Origin of the sequence: Paraburkholderia sp. EG286B, from assembly GCF_040965655.1 — a bacterium.
GTDB lineage: Bacteria > Pseudomonadota > Gammaproteobacteria > Burkholderiales > Burkholderiaceae > Paraburkholderia.
Map to the genome: position 1 here is coordinate 40,816 of NZ_JBFRCF010000004.1, position 18,280 is coordinate 59,095.

Here is an 18,280-nt window from a genome sequence, read left to right on the forward strand (position 1 = left end):
GGGCCACTGGCCGAACGGACAAGGCGGTTGCCGGTTACGCGCCGCGAGTTGCCGGACAGGGATGGAAGTGCAGGAGATACAGACGAAAAAAAACCGCGCAATGCATGCGCGGTTTTTTCTCGAATTCTGGTCGGGGTGAGAGGATTCGAACCTCCGGCCTCTACGTCCCGAACGTAGCGCTCTACCAGGCTAAGCTACACCCCGAATTGACTGCTGGACTCCACAACTTGCTTCGTCTGTTTCAAGACTGGCGCGTCGTCGAGTAAGAACATAATTCTAGCAGGCTATCTTTGTAAATGGAAGGGGGGAACGCTGAAATCGCATCGGCGGCGGCCCGGGCCTCGGTGCGCGCGCATTGCAGCGTGTGCTCGAGCGCGCCCGAGCGCGTGATCGCCGCGAAGATTTCATCGAAACGCGTCGTGCCGCCTTGCTCGATCGCTTCGCGCGCAAGCGCGGCTTCCGCCGCCGTGCCGTGCTCGATCAGCCAGATGAGCGGCAGCGTGGGCTTGCCTTCGCGCAGGTCGTCGCCCGCGTTCTTGCCCATCGATTCAGGCGTGCCCGTGTAGTCGAGCCAGTCGTCCATGATCTGGAATGCCGTGCCGATGCGCCGCCCGTACTCGGCTGCGGCTTCCTCGGTGCGCGCATCCGCCCCCGAAAGCACCGCGCCGAGCTGCGCCGCGGCTTCGAAAAGCTTGGCGGTCTTGTAGCGGATCACCTGCATGTAGCGGTCGGTGTCCACGTCGGCGTCGTGCATGTTCAGCAGCTGCAGGACTTCACCCTCGGAGATGATCGTCGTGGCGGCGGACAGGATTTCCATCACGCGCATCTTGCCGACGCCCACCATCATCTCGAACGAGCGTGAGTACAGGTAATCGCCCACCAGCACGCTGGCGGCGTTGCCGAACAGCGCGTTGGCCGTCTGGCGGCCGCGCCGCAGGTCCGATTCGTCGACGACGTCGTCGTGCAGGAGCGTGGCCGTGTGAATGAACTCGACGACCGCTGCAAGCACATGGCGCTCGGTGCCGTGGTCGCCGAGCGCGCCGGCCACCATCAGCAGGAGCGCCGGACGCAGCCGCTTGCCGCCCGCGCCGATGATGTACTCGGAGATCTGGTTGATCAGCATCACCTCGGACGCCAGGCTCTGCCGGATGACACGATTCACCTGCTCCATGTCACTGGCGATGGGGGCAAGCAGGGTGGCTGCGCTGGGGGATGGGGTGGCGGTGGACGACATGATGGCAAATAGGGATAGTGCCGCGGATTATAAGGCGAATCGACAGCATGCCGGACGCTCCGCTACCGTCCTGCCGATGGCTCCCTCTATTTTCTCGCGGCCCGGACGGCCGCATGGATGCTGGCGCTATGCTGTGCGGATAGCCCTGGAGGCCGTCTGACGGGCCCAGGATCCCTCGCGCGCACTCGCGCAACGGACTTGCACAGCTTTTGACCGCGAAGCTAACTCTATGTATAATCTAAGGTTTCGGGCGCGCAGTGTGCCTGAAAAGATTACTCAGAGTGAGGTTCTCAATGTACGCGGTCATAAAAACCGGCGGCAAGCAGTACAAGGTTGCCGTTGGCGAAAAACTTAAAGTAGAACAGATACCGGCTGACATTGACGCAGAAATCACGCTCGACCAGGTTCTCGCAGTGGGCGAAGGCGAATCGATTAAGTTCGGTACGCCGCTGGTCAGTGGGGCTTCCGTCAAGGCCACCGTTGTGTCGCAAGGCCGACACGCCAAAGTGACCATCTTCAAGATGCGTCGCCGGAAGCACTACCAGAAGCATGGCGGCCACCGCCAGAACTACACCGAACTGCGCATCGACGCGATCAACGCGTAAGCGCACGCAGGTAAAGGAGCAAACAAATGGCACACAAAAAGGCAGGCGGGTCGTCACGTAACGGCCGCGACTCAGAGTCGAAACGACTTGGCGTGAAGGTGTACGGCGGCCAGGCGATCCTCGCAGGCGGCATCATCGTTCGCCAGCGCGGCACGCGCATGCACCCGGGCCTGAACGTCGGCATCGGCAAGGACCACACGCTCTACGCGCTGGTCGACGGCCACGTCGCGTTCACGATCAAGGGCGCAGCCAACAAGCAACTGGTCAACGTCGTCCCGGCAGCGGCCTAAGCTTTAGACCGCTCGCGAGCGGGCTGCACGCGACGCAAGGAAGGCCCCGCGAAGTTTGCGGGGCCTTTTTATTTATCCGCAGTCTTTCGGGGTCGTAACGGGCTTCCGTTGACTTGCGGTGCGTTGTTGGCCAGTTTCGGCCATGGCGGGCAAAATATCGATATCCACGGGACGGAGTAACTCATGAAGTTCATTGACGAAGCGAAGATCGAAGTCATCGCCGGCGATGGGGGCGATGGCAGCGCGTCGATGCGACGCGAGAAGTTCGTCCCGTTCGGCGGGCCGGACGGCGGTGACGGCGGGCGCGGCGGCAGCGTCTACGCCGTCGGCGACCGCAACATCAACACCCTCATCGACTACCGCTACACGAAGAAGCACCAGGCGCGCAACGGCGAGAACGGCCGCGGCTCCGACTGCTACGGCAAGGGCGGCGACGACATCACGCTGCGTATGCCGGTGGGCACGGTCATCACCGACCAGGACACGGGCGAACTGATCGCCGACCTGACCGAGCACGAACAGCAGGTGATGGTCGCGAAAGGCGGCGCGGGTGGCCTCGGCAACCTGCATTTCAAGTCGTCCACGAACCGCGCGCCGCGTCAGAAGACCGACGGCAAGCCCGGCGAGCGCCGCATGCTCAAGCTGGAACTGAAGGTGCTGGCCGACGTCGGCCTGCTCGGCATGCCGAACGCGGGCAAGTCCACGTTCATCGCCTCGGTGTCGAACGCGAAGCCCAAGATCGCCGACTACCCGTTCACGACGCTCGCGCCGAATCTGGGCGTGGTGCGCGTGGGGCCGAGCAAGAGCTTCGTGATCGCCGATATTCCGGGCCTGATCGAAGGCGCCGCCGAAGGCGCGGGCCTCGGTCACCAGTTCCTGCGCCATCTGCAGCGCACGAACCTGCTGCTGCATCTGGTCGATCTCGCGCCGTTCGACGAAAGCGTCGATCCGGTTGTCGAGGCGAAGGCGATCGTCGGCGAGCTGCGCAAGTACGACGAGACGCTCTATGACAAGCCGCGCTGGCTCGTGCTGAACAAGCTCGACATGGTGCCGGACGATGAGCGCGCCGCGCGCATTGCGGACTTCGTGAAGCGCTTCGAGTGGGACGGTCCCGTGTTCGAGATTTCCGCGCTCACGGGGCAGGGCTGCGAAAACCTGTGTTACGCGGTGTACGACTACGTCTCCGCGCACTCGGACGCGCGCCGTGCTGCCGAAGCCGAAGACCTCGCCTCGGACGTGCGCTTCCGCGAGGGCAAAGGTGGGAACGCGGAGCAGCCGCAGGAGTAATTCGCTGCACCGGCCGGCGCGCGAGCCGCGCACGCCGCGCCGGGGAAACTTCACGCGTCATCAGTCATTTGGGAGACCGCGCAGCATGCGTTCCGTCATCGCCGATTCGCGGCGTCTGGTAGTGAAAGTCGGTTCGAGCCTCGTCACCAACGACGGCCGCGGGCTCGATCATGCGGCAATCGGCCGCTGGGCCGCGCAGATTGCGGCGCTGCGTGCGCAAGGCAAGGAAGTCGTGCTCGTGAGTTCGGGCGCGATCGCCGAAGGCATGCAACGGCTCGGCTGGACGAAGCGGCCGCGCGAGATCGACGAGCTTCAGGCTGCCGCCGCAGTCGGGCAGATGGGGCTTGCGCAGGTCTATGAGAGCCGCTTTGCCGAGCACGACATCCGCACTGCGCAGATCCTGCTCACGCATGCCGACCTGGCTGACCGCGAACGCTATCTCAATGCGCGCTCCACCTTGCTCACGCTGCTGCGCCTCGGCGTCGTGCCGATCATCAACGAGAACGACACCGTGGTCACCGACGAAATCAAGTTCGGCGACAACGACACGCTCGGCGCGCTCGTTGCGAACCTGATCGAAGGCGATGCGCTCATCATCCTCACCGACCAGAGCGGGCTTTATACGGCCGATCCGCGCAAGGATCCGGGCGCGACGCTCGTGCAGGAAGCCGACGCAGGCAAGCCGGAACTTGAGGCGATGGCGGGCGGCGCGGGCTCGAGCATCGGCCGCGGCGGCATGCTCACCAAGATCCTCGCGGCCAAGCGCGCCGCGCATAGCGGCGCGAACACGGTGATCGCGAGCGGGCGCGAAGCGCAGGTGCTCGTGCGTCTGGCCGCGGGCGAGGCGATCGGCACGCAGCTCATCGCACGCACGGCGCGCATGGCGGCGCGCAAGCAGTGGATGGCCGATCACCTGCAGGTGCGCGGCCACGTCGTGATCGACGACGGCGCGGTGCAGAAGCTCACGGCAGACGGCAAGAGCCTGCTGCCCATCGGCGTGACCGGTGTGCAGGGTGCGTTCGCGCGCGGCGAGGTGATCGCTTGCCTGAACGGCCTGGGCGTGGAAGTGGCGCGCGGGCTCACCAACTACAGCAGCGCGGAAACGAAGCTGATCCAGCGTCATCCGAGCGGCGAGATCGAGGGCATCCTCGGCTATATGCTCGAGCCGGAGCTGATTCACCGCGACAATCTCGTGCTGGTTTGACGGCCGTTCCTGGCCAGCCTCGCATCGCCTCACCAGAAGTTAAAAAGCCGCTGTGGCCAAAGGCCGCAGCGGCTTTTTTATGCCCATCAAAGGCAGTTAACGCACCAGCGTCGACTGTGTGCGGCCGTAGCGCAGGTTTTCGATCAGGGTCGACGCCTTCGCGATCGGCATCTTGTTGGCGCAGAAGTAGTCCTGATAGAGCCTCGACTGGTACGCGTTGAGCGTGCCGTTCTCGATGCGCGACCAGTTGTTCGCGACGGTCTGGTCCCAGCCGTTGTGATCGGCGTCGAGGCTCGCGTAGAGGCGCCACTCGTAGGTGTCGCAGCGAATCCCTTCGTAGTTCACGTTACGCGCGCCGCTCGGGCTCGTGATGACGATCGTGTAGCGCACGACGCCATCCGTGCCGACCGTGAGCGATGCGGGGTCGATGGCGAACTTGAGCGGCGAGTTGTTCGAGACGTCGAACGGCAGCAGCGTCGCGCCGGCCTGCGGCAGCGGCGGCAGGCCTTCGAGCTTGTTTTCCTGCCATTCGCCCTTGCGGTCCAGAAGGTAGACGAACGCGCTGTCGTCCTTGTTCGTGGGACCGGAACTGGAGCACGCGGCCAGTCCTGACACAAGCAGCACACCGCCTGCGGCGCATGCCGCAGCAAGAGCAAATCGTTTCAAATTGGTTTTCCTCGAAGCACGGGCGCGCGTTACGAACGAACGGCGCCGCGAATGCGAACCGGCGGGACCCGGCGCGTGATGCGCCGGGCCCCGCCGGTTCGGGCGTTCTTTGCGTTGGCTCAAGCCCCTTGATCCTGCTCGTCCTGCGCAGGCTCGATGATACTCTGCGCCGACGCGCAATCGCTTTCGATCGGCGTACGCGGCGTACGTTCGGCTACGCCTTCCGGTGCAACCTCATACGGCTCGGCGTGCACCGCGTCTGCGTGCGCCGACGTCACGATGCGCGGGTAGCGCACCTCGTGAGCCTGCACGCCCAGACGCTCCTGACGCGGCGCGGGCCGGCGCAGGAAGCGCGAAAGTTCGGTCAGCGCGAGCTGATAGACGTCGCGCTTGAACTCGATGACCGCTTCGAGCGGCACCCAGTATTCATTCCAGCGCCACGCATCGAACTCGGGATGCTCCGTTGCCCGCAGGCAGATATCGCAGTCGCGCCCGACCATACGCAGCAGAAACCAGATCTGTTTCTGGCCGCGATAATGGCCGCGCACTTCGCGCTTGATGAACTTGTCCGGCACCTCATAACGCAACCAGTCGCGTGTGCGACCGACGATCTTGACGTGCTCCGGATGCAAACCGGTTTCTTCGTGCAACTCCCGAAACATTGCCTGCATGGGGGTTTCACCATACTTGATGCCCCCTTGCGGAAACTGCCAGGAATGTTCGCGAACCCGCTTGCCCCAAAACACCTCGTTTCGCGCGTTCAAGAGGATGATGCCGACGTTCGGGCGAAACCCCTCACGATCCAGCATACAACCACCTTCGAATCCTTTAAAATTGCTTTGATTATAAACAGATAACGGCCCTCACGCACCCGCCGTCCGTGACCCGCCGTCCGGAAAGTCGAGCGAATGGCCGAGACTGCGCAAAACGGTCTCGGGGCGCGATCGGCTTCGAGTTTGGCCGCGCCCGTCGCTGGCGTCATCAGCACGGCGCCCGGCACGTTGTCATAATGGCGGGTTCGTGAACTCCTCCGCTGGTCACTTCTTCGGGCGGTCCGCACCGGGCCGCCGCTTTTGGATAATTTGAATGAAAGCCTCCCGTTTCTTTATCGGCACCCTGAAGGAAGCGCCCGCTGACGCGGAAATCGTCAGCCACAAGCTGATGGTTCGCGCGGGCATGATCCGTCGCATCGCTGGCGGCATTTACAACTATCTGCCGATCGGTCTGCGTTCGATCCGCAAGGTCGAGCAGATCGTGCGCGAGGAAATGAACCGCGCCGGCGCCATCGAGCTGCTCATGCCGGCCGTGCAGCCGGCCGAGTTGTGGCAGGAATCGGGTCGCTGGGAACAATACGGGCCGGAACTGCTGCGCTTCAAGGATCGCAAGCAGAGCGACTTCGTGATGGGCCCGACGCACGAAGAGGTCGTCACCGACATCGCGCGCGGCCAGATCAAGAGCTATCGCCAGCTGCCGGTGAACTTCTATCAGGTGCAGACGAAGTTCCGCGACGAAATCCGTCCCCGTTTCGGCGTGATGCGCGGGCGCGAATTCATCATGAAGGACGCGTACTCGTTCGATAAGGACGTCGAAGGTCTCAAGCTGTCGTACCAGAAGATGTACGACGCTTACGTGCGCATCTTCACGCGACTGGGCCTGCAGTTCCGCGCAGTCGCGGCCGACAACGGCTCGATCGGCGGCAGCGGCTCGCACGAATTCCACGTGATCGCGGAAACGGGCGAGGACGACATCGCCTACTGCCCGAGCTCGGACTTCGCGGCCAACGTCGAAGCCGCCGAAGCGCTGCCGCTCATCGCGCAGCGCGGCGCGCCCACGCAGGCGCTGACGAAAACGCCCACGCCGGGCGCGGCCAAGTGCGAAGCCGTCGCCGAGCTGCTCGGCATCCCGCTCGAAAGCACCATCAAGTCGATCATCCTCGCGACGGACAACGAAGGCGCCGAGCCCACGATCTGGCTGCTGATGCTGCGCGGCGACCACGACCTGAACGAGATCAAGGTCGGCAAGCTCGAAGGCCTGAGCGGCTTCCGCTTCGCGACCGAAGCGGAAATCGTCGAGTGGTTCGGCACGCCGCCGGGCTACCTCGGTCCGCTTAACACGAAGAAGCCGGTCAAGGTGATCGCCGATCGTACGGTCGCGAACATGAGCGATTTCGTGGTCGGCACGAACGAAGTCGACTTCCACACCACGGGCGTGAACTGGGGCCGCGACCTGCCGGAGCCGGTCGTCGCCGACATCCGCAACGTGAAGAAGGGCGATCCCTCGCCGGACGGCAAGGGTGTGATCGACATCTGCCGCGGCATCGAAGTGGGCCACGTGTTCCAGCTCGGCACGAAGTACTCGGAAGCGATGAACGCCACGTTCCTCGCCGAGAACGGCAAGCCGGCGCCGATGCAGATGGGCTGCTACGGCATTGGCGTGACGCGTATCCTCGGTGCAGCCATCGAGCAGAACTTCGACGAGAAGGGCATCATCTGGCCTGAGTCGATCGCGCCGTTCCAGGTCGTCGTGTGCCCGATGGGCATGGACCGCAGCGAGCTCGTGCGCGAGCACGCCGAGCGCGTCTACAACGAACTGCTCGAAGCGGGCGTGGACGTGATTCTCGACGACCGCGGCGAGCGTCCGGGCGTGATGTTCGCCGACTGGGAGCTGATCGGCGTGCCGCATCGTCTCGTGATCGGCGAGCGCGGCCTGAAGGACGGCAAGATCGAGTACCAGGGCCGCCGCGATACCGAAGCGACGCTGCTGGCGGCCGATGAGGCCGCGCAGACGGTGGCGCAGAAGATCCGCGGCACTCGCGGTTTAACGACGGTCCATCCCGGTTAAAGGAGCGCTGCGAGCGTGGAGTACAGTTTTCTGTCCGCTACGGTCCTGCTGCTCCTCATCACCGACCCGCTCGGGAATATTCCGCTCTTCATCAGCTGCCTGCGCGGCGTTGCCAAGCAGCGCCGCGCGGTCGTGATCCTGCGCGAGGTCGCGATCGCGTTCGTGATCCTGCTGATCTTCATGGTCGCCGGCAACAGCTTCCTGCGCATGATGGGGCTCACCGATACCTCGCTGCGCATCGGCGGCGGCATCGTGCTGTTCCTGATCGCGCTGCGCATGATCTTTCCGCATCCGGGCGGCCCGTTCGGCAGTGGCGACAAGGGCGGCGAGCCGCTCATCGTGCCGCTCGCCATTCCCGCGCTGGCGGGGCCTTCGGCGCTCGCCACGGTCATGCTGCTCACCTCGCAGGCGCCCGGCAAACTCTATGAATGGGTGGCCGCGCTCGTCGTGACGATGGTGATCTGCGCGGTCGTGCTGGTGATGGCGGAGCGCATCCAGCAGTGGCTCGGCGAGCGCGTGGTGACGGCCTTCGAGCGGCTGATGGGCCTCGTGCTCGTGGCGATATCGGTGGAGATGATCCTCGCGGGGATCGCCACCTTCGTGCATCACCTCTGACGCCGCGTGCAGCGCGCGCCGCAGGCAATAAAAAAGCAGCCCGCGGGCTGCTTTTTTCATGACGCTCCGATTAACTCAGAAGCGCTTCAGGCTCCTTCGGTCAGCGCACGGATGGTCGGCAGATTGCGCCAGTAACCCTTGGCGTCCATGCCGCAGCCGAACACGTAGCGGTCCGGCACCGAAAAGCCGCAGTAGTCGGGATGCAGCGGCTTGGCCTTCGTGAGCGTCTTCTCGCACAGCACGGCCGAGAGGAAACGCTTCGCGCCCATGTCCATGATGCGGTCGCGAATCGCGGCCATGGTCTCGCCTTCGTCGAGGATGTCGTCGAGCACGAGCACCACACGGTCCTTCACCGACTCGCGCGGCGCCACGCGCCACTGCATCTCGGCGCTGCCCTTGATCGCGTTGCGGTAGCGCGTGAGGTGGATGTAGTCGAACTCGAGCGGGAAGTCGAGGTGCGGCAGCAGCATGCCGGTGAACACGGCGGCGCCGCCCATCACCGACAGCACGAGCGGGAAGTCCTCGCTGATCTCGGCGCGGATGGCTTCGGCCATCCGGCCGATCGACGCATTGACGTCGCCCTCCGAAACGATCTCTTCGGAGTGGCGGAAAATGTGCAGGGCTTCTTCGCGATTCATGACTCTGGCGGGAAGGTAGCTGTAGCTACTGAAGTGTGGAAAATAACGGCGGCGCGCGCTACAGCATAAACCCGCGCATTTGGTCCGTCGCGCGCCGCGTCGAGTCGGGCCGCCGTGCGCGCGATATGCGCCGTGCGGCCCGCGGGATCAGCGCATGCCGGGCATCATGCCCTTCATGCCGCGCATCATCTTCTGCAGATTGCCGCCCTTGAGCTTCTTCATCATGGTGCGCATCTGCTCGTACTGGTTGAGCATGCGGTTGACTTCCTGTACCTGCACGCCCGCGCCCGCCGCGATGCGGCGCTTGCGCGTGGCCTTGATGAGCTCGGGCTTGGCGCGCTCGGCGGGCGTCATCGAGTTGATGATGCCTTCCATGCGGCGCATCTGCTTCTCGGCCTGGCCCATGTTGGCGCCCGAGGCGGCCTGCTGGAACTGCGCGGGCAGCTTGTCCATGAGCGACGACAGGCCACCCATGCTCTTCATCTGCGAAAGTTGCGCGCGGAAGTCATTGAGGTCGAAGTCGCCGCCTTTCTTGACCTTGTCGGCGAGCTTTTGCGCGGCCTGGACGTCCACGCCGCGCTGCGCTTCCTCGACGAGCGCGAGAATGTCGCCCATGCCGAGAATACGGTTCGCCATGCGGTCCGGGTGGAACACCTCGAGGCCGTCGAGCTTTTCCGCGACGCCGACGAACTTGATCGGCTTGCCCGTGATGTGGCGCACGGAGAGCGCCGCGCCGCCGCGCGAATCGCCGTCGAGCTTGGTGAGCACGACGCCGGTGAGCGGCAGGGCGTCGTTGAACGCCTTCGCGGTGTTGACCGCGTCCTGGCCGAGCATGGCGTCGACCACGAACAGCGTTTCAGCGGGCTTGAGCGAGGCGTGCAGCGCGGTGATCTCGTTCATCATCGCCTCGTCGATACCGAGGCGGCCGGCCGTGTCGACGAGCAGCACGTCGTGGTAGTGGCGTTTGGCCCAGTCGACCGCCGCGGCGGCGATCTCGACGGGCTTCTGGTCCGGCTGCGAGGGGAAGAAGTCGGCGCCGACCTGTTCCGTCACCGTCTTCAACTGCGCGATGGCGGCCGGGCGGTAGACGTCGCACGAAACGGTGAGGACCTTCTTCTTGTACTTCTCGCGCAGGAGCTTGGCGAGCTTGCCGGTGGTGGTGGTTTTACCGGCGCCCTGCAGGCCCGCCATGAGGATGACGGCAGGCGGCGTGACGGCGAGGTCGAGTTCGGCAGCACGGCCTTCGTAGTCGCCGCCGATCACGGCGGTCAGCTCGCGCTGCACCACGCCGACGAGCGCCTGGCCCGGCGAGAGGCTGGAGATCACTTCCTCGCCGAGCGCCTTCTCCTTCACCTTGGCGATGAATTCGCGCACGACGGGCAGCGCCACGTCCGCTTCGAGCAGGGCGAGACGCACCTCGCGCAGCATTTCCTGCGTATTGGCTTCGGTCAGCCGGGCTTCGCCGCGCAGCGTCTTGACGACGCGCGCCATCCGTTGAGTGAGATTGTCGAGCATGGGGAGGCGGTGAGCAGTGCGGCCCGGCCCGCGCGCGCAAAACGGGAATGCGCCGCGTTTCGTCGCCGATTCGTTAGGTAAGCGCGCGGCCAGGGGGCCTATAGTAAACTTCGAACATGGATATTGTACTGTATGCCCTCACCGTGCTCCTGTACGGCGGATTGTGCGCCGCCGACTGGCGTGCGCTGCGCCGCGCGGGTACCGCGCCGCTGCTCGGCAGCGTGCCGCCCGTTCCGGTGACGTTCGGCGCGGGCGGCGACGCCCTGCGCGCGCGGACTTTCGGCCCGCTTTCGCGTGCGCTGCTCTTCGTCGCGCTCGCCGCGCACGGCGTGCTCCTGCACATGACGATCTTCCCCGCCAACGAAATGGTGTTCGGCTTCGCCTTCGCGTTGTCGGCCATGTTCTGGCTCGGCGCCGGCATCTACTGGATCGAGAGCTTTTTCTTTGCACTCGACGGCCTGCGCCTCCTGCTGCTGCCGTTGGCGGCCGTCGCGTCGATCCTGCCGTTCGTGTTCGGCGGCGTGCGCGTGCTGCCCTATGCGGCCGCGCCGATGTTCAAGCTGCACTTCGTCATCGCGAACATTGCCTACGGGCTCTTTGCGATCGCCGCGTTGCATGCGGTGCTGATGCTCGCCGTCGAGCGCCGGCTGCATGCGCTCAAGGGCGCGGGCTTCCAGCGCAACGCGAGCAATCGCGGCGGCGGCTGGCTCTCGAACTGGATCGAGACGCTGCCGCCGCTCCTCACCATGGAAAAGCTGCTGTTCCGCCTCATCGGCGCGGGCTTCGTGCTGCTCACGGCCACGCTCGTCTCGGGCATCGTGTTCAGCGAGCAGTTGATCGACCGGCCGCTTTCGCTCGATCACAAGACCGTCTTCGCGATTCTTTCGTGGCTGATGTTCGGCGCGCTGCTCACCGCGCGCAAGATTTCCGGCTGGCGCGGCCGCGCTGCGCTGCGCTGGGTGATCGCATCGTTCATCGCCTTGCTGCTCGCCTATGTGGGCAGCCGTTTCGTCTTCGAGGTGCTGCTGCACCGCCCCGTGGTTTGAGTCGTGTGAGTCGCGTGTTCCGATGAGACAGATTCTTCTCCTCGTCCTGCTGTTCGTGGTCGGACAGTGGTTCGTCAAGGCGCTGCGCCGTGCGCAGACGCAAACGCGTGCCGGTGCCCAACCGGGGCAGGGCGCGCAGCCGGGGCAGGGCGCTGCGCGCAGCGCCAATGGCGGCGCGAGCGCGAGCGGCAAACCCGCGCTGCCCGAGCCGATGGTGCGCTGCGCCGAGTGCGGTGTGCATGCGCCGCGCAGCGAATCGGTGAATGTCGGCACGCGCTCGTTCTGCAGTTCCGAGCACGCGCGCGCGTACGACGCGCGCGCCACGGCCCAGGATCGCCCCGCACGATGAGCGCTGCTGCATCGCCAGGATCGCGCGCGTACGAAGTCGATGCGCAGGGCTGGGTGTCCGGCGCGCGCCGCCTGCCTTCACCCAACTTCGAGGCCCGCCCGCAAGGCGCCGTGCCGACGCTCATCGTCGTCCACAACATCAGCCTGCCGCCCAACGTCTTCGGCGGCCCCGAGATCGCCGATCTCTTTCTCAACCGCCTCGACTGCGACGCGCATCCGTACTTCGATGCCAACCTGCGCGGCGTGCGCGTCTCGGCGCACTTCGTCATTCATCGCGATGGCGCGCTCGAGCAGTTCGTCTCGTGCGACGAGCGCGCGTGGCACGCGGGCGCGTCGAGCTTCTTCGGGCGCGAGCGCTGCAACGATTTCGCCATCGGCATCGAGCTGGAAGGCAGCGACTCGACGGCCTTCGAGGCGCCGCAATACGCCACGCTCGCCGCGCTCGTGAAGGCGCTCGTCGCGCACTATCCGATCGAGGCGCTGGCGGGCCATTCGGACATCGCGCCTGGGCGCAAGACCGACCCCGGCCCGCACTTCGACTGGGCGCGCCTCAAACACGATACGCAGCTCGCCGATGCCAGCTTCCCCTATATCCAGGGGCACGGCGCGCAGAACGCGGCGTCGTGACACGTTCGATCGCCTGCTGAACCCTCTCAAACTGCACAAGAAATAAGCACCTTTTGCGCGCAAACGCAGGGTCTTCGCGCGCGCCTCGCAGACCACTCGCAGGGGCATTCGCCGCCAGGCCCCGCGCCGCTTGGCTTGTGGTCTTGTCAAGATAGGACCAGCAAAAAAAGCCATTTGATCGTACTGTTTCTTCCACTATACTTGGTACCCGAAACAAGGCTTCACACCATATGTTGTGTTGTACCGCGGCGCCCCGCTTTACTCGCAAGGCGCCGCGCGCGTTACCAGCATAGAAAAAACAGAAACTTTGTACGGTGCCGTCGGCCGAGAGAACCGGCGCACCGGCTGTAATCGAGAGAGAAGGTACAGCCAATGATCGCGACATCCACGATGAAGACCGAAGCAGTCCGTGATTCATCTGCCTTGTCGCATCCGGCAGCCTCGCCAGGCTGGACTTTTTTCTCTGCCCGATCGAGCGTGCACACGGGGGCACGACGTCGGCGTCCGTCTTAATCCGCGAACTCTCTTCGCACCTTTCCAGGACCCAGGAGCTTTGCACATGCAAACGACCGATAACGTCTCGACCCGGTATGAAGGCGCGCCCGCCGCGCACACGCTGGGTGGCCAACCGCAAGACGGCCAGACGAGCGCGCAGCAGTTCGCCGACCACAAGGTGATTCGCCGCAACGGTAGCGTGGTGTCGTTCGAACCTTCGAAAGTCGCGATCGCGATGACGAAGGCCTTCCTCGCCGTGAACGGCGGCCAGGGCGCGGCTTCGGCGCGCGTTCGCGAGCTCGTCGAGCAGCTCACGCAGAACGTCGTGCGCGCACTCGTGCGCAGCCGTCCGAACGGCGGCACGTTCCATATCGAAGACATCCAGGATCAGGTCGAACTCGCGCTGATGCGCGGCGGCGAGCACAACGTCGCGCGCGCCTACGTGCTGTATCGCGAGAAGCGCAACCAGGAGCGCGCCAACGCGCCGGAAACGGCCGCGAGCGCAGCGCCCGGCATCAACGTCACGGACAACGGCGTGACGCGCCCGCTCGACATGCAGGCGCTGCGCGCGCTGATCGACTCGTCGTGCGACGGTCTCGGCGACGCGGTCAACGCCGACCCGATCGTCGCGGAAACGGTGAAGAATCTGTACGACGGCGTGCCGATGAGCCAGGTCTACGACTCGGCCATCCTCGCTGCGCGCACGATGATCGAAAAGGACCCGGCGTATAGCCAGGTGACCTCGCGCATCCTGCTGCACACGATCCGTCGCGAAATTCTCGAAGAGGAAGTGACGCAAGCCGAAATGGCCGTGCGCTACGCCGAGTACTTCCCGCAGTTCATCAAGCGCGGCGTGGAAGCGGGCCTGCTCGACGACAAGCTGCAGCAGTTCGACCTCAAGCGTCTGGGCAACGCGCTCGACGCGGGCCGCGATCTGCAGTTCGGCTACCTCGGCCTGCAGACGCTCTATGACCGCTACTTCCTGCACGTCGGCGGCACGCGCATCGAAATGCCCCAGGCATTCTTCATGCGCGTCGCGATGGGCCTCTCGCTCAACGAGATCGACCGCGAAGCGCGCGCGATCGAGTTCTACAACGTGCTCTCGTCGTTCGACTTCATGTCGTCCACGCCCACGCTGTTCAACTCGGGCACGCACCGCTCGCAGCTCTCGTCGTGCTACCTCACGACGGTGGCCGACGACCTCGACGGCATCTACGAGGCGCTCAAGGACAACGCGCTGCTCTCGAAGTTCGCCGGCGGTCTGGGCAACGACTGGACGCGCGTGCGCGCGCTCGGCTCGCACATCAAGGGCACCAACGGCAAGTCGCAAGGCGTCGTGCCGTTCCTGAAGGTCGTGAACGACACGGCGGTCGCCGTGAACCAGGGCGGCAAGCGCAAGGGCGCGGTGTGCGCCTACCTGGAATCGTGGCACCTCGACATCGAAGAATTCCTCGAGCTGCGCAAGAACACGGGCGACGACCGCCGCCGCACCCACGACATGAACACGGCGAACTGGATTCCCGACCTGTTCATGAAGCGCGTGATGGAAGGCGGCGACTGGACGCTCTTCTCGCCCTCGACCTGCCCGGATCTGCACGACAAGTTCGGCGCCGAATTCGAACAGGCTTACACGGCTTACGAAGAGAAGGTCGCGCGCGGCGAGATCAAGCTGTTCAAGAAGCTGCCGGCCGCGCAGCTGTGGCGCAAGATGCTCGGCATGCTGTTCGAAACGGGTCACCCGTGGATCACGTTCAAGGATCCGTGCAACATCCGTTCGCCGCAGCAGCACGTGGGCGTCGTCCACTCGTCGAACCTGTGCACGGAAATCACGCTGAACACCAGCGACAGCGAAATCGCCGTGTGTAACCTGGGCTCGGTGAACCTGGTCGCGCACATGGTGGAGCAGGCCGACGGCACGTACGCGCTCGACCACGACAAGCTCAAGCGCACCATCAGCGTGGCGATGCGCATGCTCGACAACGTCATCGACATCAACTACTACGCGGTGTCGAAGGCGCGCAACTCGAACCTGAAGCACCGTCCGGTGGGCATGGGCATCATGGGCTTCCAGGACTGCCTGCACGTTCTGCGCACGCCGTTTGCTTCGCAGGAAGCCGTGGAGTTCGCCGACCGCTCGATGGAAGCCGTCTGCTACTACGCGTACTGGGCGTCGACGGAGCTGGCAGCCGAGCGCGGCCGCTACTCGACCTACCGCGGCTCGCTGTGGGATCGCGGCATCCTCCCGCAGGACACGCTCAAACTGCTCGCCGAAGCACGTGGCGGCTACGTCGAAGTCGACTCGAGCGAATCGATGGACTGGACGTCGCTGCGCGAGCGCATCGCGACGCACGGCATGCGCAATTCGAACTGCATCGCGATCGCGCCGACCGCGACCATCTCGAACATCATCGGCGTGTCGCCTTGCATCGAGCCGACGTTCCAGAACCTCTACGTGAAGTCGAACCTCTCGGGCGAATTCACGGTGGTGAACGACTACCTGGTGCGCGACCTGAAGGCGCGCGGCCTGTGGGACGAAGTCATGGTCGCCGACCTGAAGTACTTCGACGGCATGCTCTCGCGCATCGACCGCGTGCCGGCCGATCTACGCGCTGTGTATGCAACGGCGTTCGAAGTCGACCCGACGTGGCTCGTCGAAGCCGCATCGCGTCGTCAGAAGTGGATCGACCAGGCGCAGTCGCTGAACATCTTCATGGCCGGCGCATCGGGCAAGAAGCTCGACGAGATCTACAAGCTCGCATGGGTGCGCGGTCTGAAGACCACGTACTACCTGCGCACGATGGGGGCGACGCACGTCGAGAAGTCGACGGTTGCGCACGGCGCGCTCAACGCCGTGCCGACGGGCGGCGAAGGCGGCGGCAATGCAGGCGGCGCGTTCGGCGGTGCAACGGGCGGCGCATTCGGCGGTGCAGCAGGCTCGACCACGATGCAGGCCGCACCGGAAGCCGCGGTTGAAGCGGCGCCGGAAGCAGACGGTCCGGTGTGCATGATGCGTCCGGGCGACCCCGGCTTCGAAGAGTGCGAGGCTTGCCAGTAAAGCTGGCTGCGCATGATGCGTGCGGTGCAACGCCGCTCGCATCATGCGAGGACCGCAGCATCCGTAGTAAACAGTAGTCGAAGCAGCCGTAGCGAGATGTAACAACGAACGAGGCGCGCGCAATGCGCGCCGACTCTCCCGGCAACTCGCGCCACGCGCGTTGCGCTACGCGAAAGAGGCAACAGGAAGGAATCCCTGGAGTTTCTCGCAGGGACAAGACTCAAGGCCGCGCGAGCTTCCAGCGCCGCGCGCGGCAGGCAGTGAGCGGCGAGTGAAAACGCACTCGCAGCGCGAGCGAAAAACGCGCGGCGAACCCCGTCTTTCACACACGCTCTCGATGTCGCGAAGACCTTCGAAGCACCTCGCACATGCGAAGTGAGCACGACGAATGAGTGCTCTCTACACAGTGCTCACGCGATGCAATCGACACGATGCGATAACAAAGTGTTGTATCGAGGTCGCAACGCGAATCGAAAACAGGATTTTTCGTGTGCGAACCCTTTTATCGCTCACGAAAAGATGGTACAAACCGATCTAAATTGATGGTGACATTTATGCTCAACTGGGATGACGAGATCACGGCCGTAACTCCGTCGAGCGGTGCGCAGCAAAACGCAATGCGCAACCCCGCGGGTCAGGCTGTCCAGGCTGCCGAGGTGCAGTTTGGTCTGCGTTCCGCTCCACAGGCTTCCACGGCGACCAACATCTTCGCCAGCGACTTCGCCGTCGCACCGCCGCCGCAAGCGCCGGTCTCGACCGAAGCGCGCGTGAATGTCGCCGACAAGCGCATCATCAACGGCCAGACCGACGTGAATCAGCTGGTCCCGTTCAAGTACAAGTGGGCTTGGGAAAAATACCTGGCGGGCTGTGCGAACCACTGGATGCCGCAGGAAATCAACATGTCCCGCGACATCGCACTGTGGAAGGACCCGAACGGTCTGACCGAGGACGAGCGCCGCATCGTCAAGCGCAACCTCGGCTTCTTCGTGACCGCCGACTCGCTCGCCGCGAACAACATCGTGCTCGGCACCTACCGGCACATCACGGCGCCCGAATGCCGCCAGTTCCTGCTGCGCCAGGCGTTCGAAGAGGCGATCCACACGCACGCCTACCAGTACATCGTCGAGTCGCTGGGTCTGGACGAGAGCGAGATCTTCAACGCGTACCACGAGGTCAAGTCGATCCGCGACAAGGACGAGTTCCTGATCCCGTTCATCCAGACGCTGACTGATCCGTCGTTCAAGACCGGCACGCTCGAAGCCGACCAGAGCCTGCTCAAGTCGCTCATCGTGTTCGCCTGCATCATGGAAGGCCTGTTCTTCTATGTCGGCTTCACGCAAATTCTCGCGCTCGGCCGCCAGAACAAGATGACCGGCGCCGCGGAGCAATACCAGTACATCCTGCGTGACGAGTCGATGCACTGCAACTTCGGCATCGACCTCATCAACCAGATCAAGCTTGAAAACCCGCACCTGTGGACCCCGGCGTTCCGTGCGGAGATCACCGAACTGTTCAAGCATGCGGTCGACCTCGAGTACCGCTACGCCGAGGACACCATGCCTCGCGGCGTGCTCGGTCTGAACGCATCGATGTTCAAAAGCTATCTGCGCTTCATCTGCAACCGCCGTTGCCAGCAGATCGGTCTCGATCAGCTGTTCCCGAACGAAGAGAATCCGTTCCCGTGGATGAGCGAGATGATCGACTTGAAGAAGGAACGCAACTTCTTCGAGACGCGCGTGATCGAATATCAGACGGGCGGTGCGCTGTCCTGGGAATAACCCGGGCGCACTGCGGTGCAAGTCTTTTGGGGTTGC

General features: G+C 64.3%; 15 protein-coding genes, 1 tRNA gene and 1 pseudogene. 11 read left to right on the forward strand and 6 right to left on the reverse strand.

Annotation, left to right across the window (positions count from 1 at the left end; translation table 11 throughout):
* Positions 1-127: 127 nt before the first annotated feature.
* Both AB4Y42_RS09100 and AB4Y42_RS09105 read right to left on the reverse strand, forming a co-directional pair.
* Positions 128-204: transfer RNA gene (locus AB4Y42_RS09100), tRNA-Pro, on the reverse strand.
* A 37-nt stretch (positions 205-241) separates the two neighbouring features.
* Positions 242-1,234: a polyprenyl synthetase family protein gene (locus tag AB4Y42_RS09105; protein ID WP_368687512.1), complete on the reverse strand. Its 993-nt coding sequence runs from the start codon at positions 1,232-1,234 to the stop codon at positions 242-244.
* Positions 1,235-1,527: 293 nt separating this feature from the next.
* Between AB4Y42_RS09105 and rplU the strand changes: the two genes are divergently transcribed.
* The 4 genes from rplU to proB all read left to right on the forward strand — a co-directional run bounded on the left by rplU (position 1,528) and on the right by proB (position 4,620).
* Entirely contained in the window at positions 1,528-1,839 is a 312-nt protein-coding gene (gene rplU / locus AB4Y42_RS09110) for a 50S ribosomal protein L21 (RefSeq protein WP_007180329.1), read from the forward strand.
* A gap of 26 nt (positions 1,840-1,865) precedes the next feature.
* Complete coding sequence (gene rpmA, locus AB4Y42_RS09115; RefSeq protein WP_028207811.1) at positions 1,866-2,129, forward strand: 50S ribosomal protein L27; 264 nt, start codon at positions 1,866-1,868, stop codon at positions 2,127-2,129.
* 183 nt (positions 2,130-2,312) lie between these two features.
* Positions 2,313-3,416 carry an Obg family GTPase CgtA gene (gene cgtA / locus AB4Y42_RS09120; RefSeq protein ID WP_368687513.1) on the forward strand — a complete coding sequence of 368 codons (1,104 nt, stop codon included), beginning with the start codon at positions 2,313-2,315 and terminating at the stop codon, positions 3,414-3,416.
* Positions 3,417-3,501: 85 nt separating this feature from the next.
* Entirely contained in the window at positions 3,502-4,620 is a 1,119-nt protein-coding gene (gene proB, locus AB4Y42_RS09125; RefSeq protein WP_368687514.1) for a glutamate 5-kinase, read from the forward strand.
* A gap of 96 nt (positions 4,621-4,716) precedes the next feature.
* Here proB and AB4Y42_RS09130 read toward each other — a convergent pair whose 3' ends face one another.
* The gene (locus AB4Y42_RS09130; RefSeq protein ID WP_342924462.1) at positions 4,717-5,286 is read right to left on the reverse strand and encodes a CNP1-like family protein; all 570 of its coding nucleotides are present in this window, start codon (positions 5,284-5,286) and stop codon (positions 4,717-4,719) included.
* Positions 5,287-5,546: 260 nt separating this feature from the next.
* A pseudogene (locus AB4Y42_RS09135) lies at positions 5,547-6,095 on the reverse strand (RNA pyrophosphohydrolase); the annotation flags it as partial.
* Between the two features lie 277 nt (positions 6,096-6,372).
* Between AB4Y42_RS09135 and AB4Y42_RS09140 the strand changes: the two are divergent.
* Together AB4Y42_RS09140 and AB4Y42_RS09145 are read left to right on the forward strand one after the other, a co-directional pair.
* Positions 6,373-8,127, forward strand: a complete 1,755-nt coding sequence (locus AB4Y42_RS09140; protein WP_368694009.1) for a proline--tRNA ligase — start codon at positions 6,373-6,375, stop codon at positions 8,125-8,127.
* A 15-nt stretch (positions 8,128-8,142) separates the two neighbouring features.
* Positions 8,143-8,742 (forward strand): MarC family protein, encoded by a 600-nt coding sequence (locus tag AB4Y42_RS09145; RefSeq protein ID WP_342924464.1) that lies wholly within the window; start codon positions 8,143-8,145, stop codon positions 8,740-8,742.
* Between the two features lie 86 nt (positions 8,743-8,828).
* On the opposite strand, the gene AB4Y42_RS09150 is transcribed toward AB4Y42_RS09145, so the two are convergent.
* Both AB4Y42_RS09150 and ffh read right to left on the reverse strand, forming a co-directional pair.
* Positions 8,829-9,380, reverse strand: coding sequence for a hypoxanthine-guanine phosphoribosyltransferase (locus tag AB4Y42_RS09150; protein ID WP_028207817.1), 552 nt, complete (start codon positions 9,378-9,380; stop codon positions 8,829-8,831).
* A 147-nt stretch (positions 9,381-9,527) separates the two neighbouring features.
* Complete coding sequence (gene ffh / locus AB4Y42_RS09155; RefSeq protein ID WP_069268510.1) at positions 9,528-10,895, reverse strand: signal recognition particle protein; 1,368 nt, start codon at positions 10,893-10,895, stop codon at positions 9,528-9,530.
* Positions 10,896-11,011: 116 nt separating this feature from the next.
* On the opposite strand from ffh, the gene AB4Y42_RS09160 reads away from it, so the two are divergent.
* The 5 genes from AB4Y42_RS09160 (at position 11,012) to AB4Y42_RS09180 (ending at position 18,244) form a co-directional block, all read left to right on the forward strand.
* A complete protein-coding gene (locus AB4Y42_RS09160; protein ID WP_368694010.1) occupies positions 11,012-11,941 on the forward strand; it encodes an inner membrane protein YpjD in 930 nt (309 codons plus the stop codon).
* Positions 11,942-11,963: 22 nt separating this feature from the next.
* Positions 11,964-12,290, forward strand: a complete 327-nt coding sequence (locus AB4Y42_RS09165) for a PP0621 family protein (protein ID WP_368694011.1) — start codon at positions 11,964-11,966, stop codon at positions 12,288-12,290.
* Positions 12,287-12,916, forward strand: coding sequence for a 1,6-anhydro-N-acetylmuramyl-L-alanine amidase AmpD (gene ampD / locus AB4Y42_RS09170; RefSeq protein WP_368687518.1), 630 nt, complete (start codon positions 12,287-12,289; stop codon positions 12,914-12,916). Before AB4Y42_RS09165 ends, ampD begins: the two co-directional genes overlap by 4 nt.
* A gap of 559 nt (positions 12,917-13,475) precedes the next feature.
* Positions 13,476-16,466: a ribonucleoside-diphosphate reductase subunit alpha gene (locus AB4Y42_RS09175; protein WP_368694012.1), complete on the forward strand. Its 2,991-nt coding sequence runs from the start codon at positions 13,476-13,478 to the stop codon at positions 16,464-16,466.
* A 554-nt stretch (positions 16,467-17,020) separates the two neighbouring features.
* Complete coding sequence (locus tag AB4Y42_RS09180) at positions 17,021-18,244, forward strand: ribonucleotide-diphosphate reductase subunit beta (RefSeq protein WP_368687520.1); 1,224 nt, start codon at positions 17,021-17,023, stop codon at positions 18,242-18,244.
* Positions 18,245-18,280: the final 36 nt, after the last annotated feature.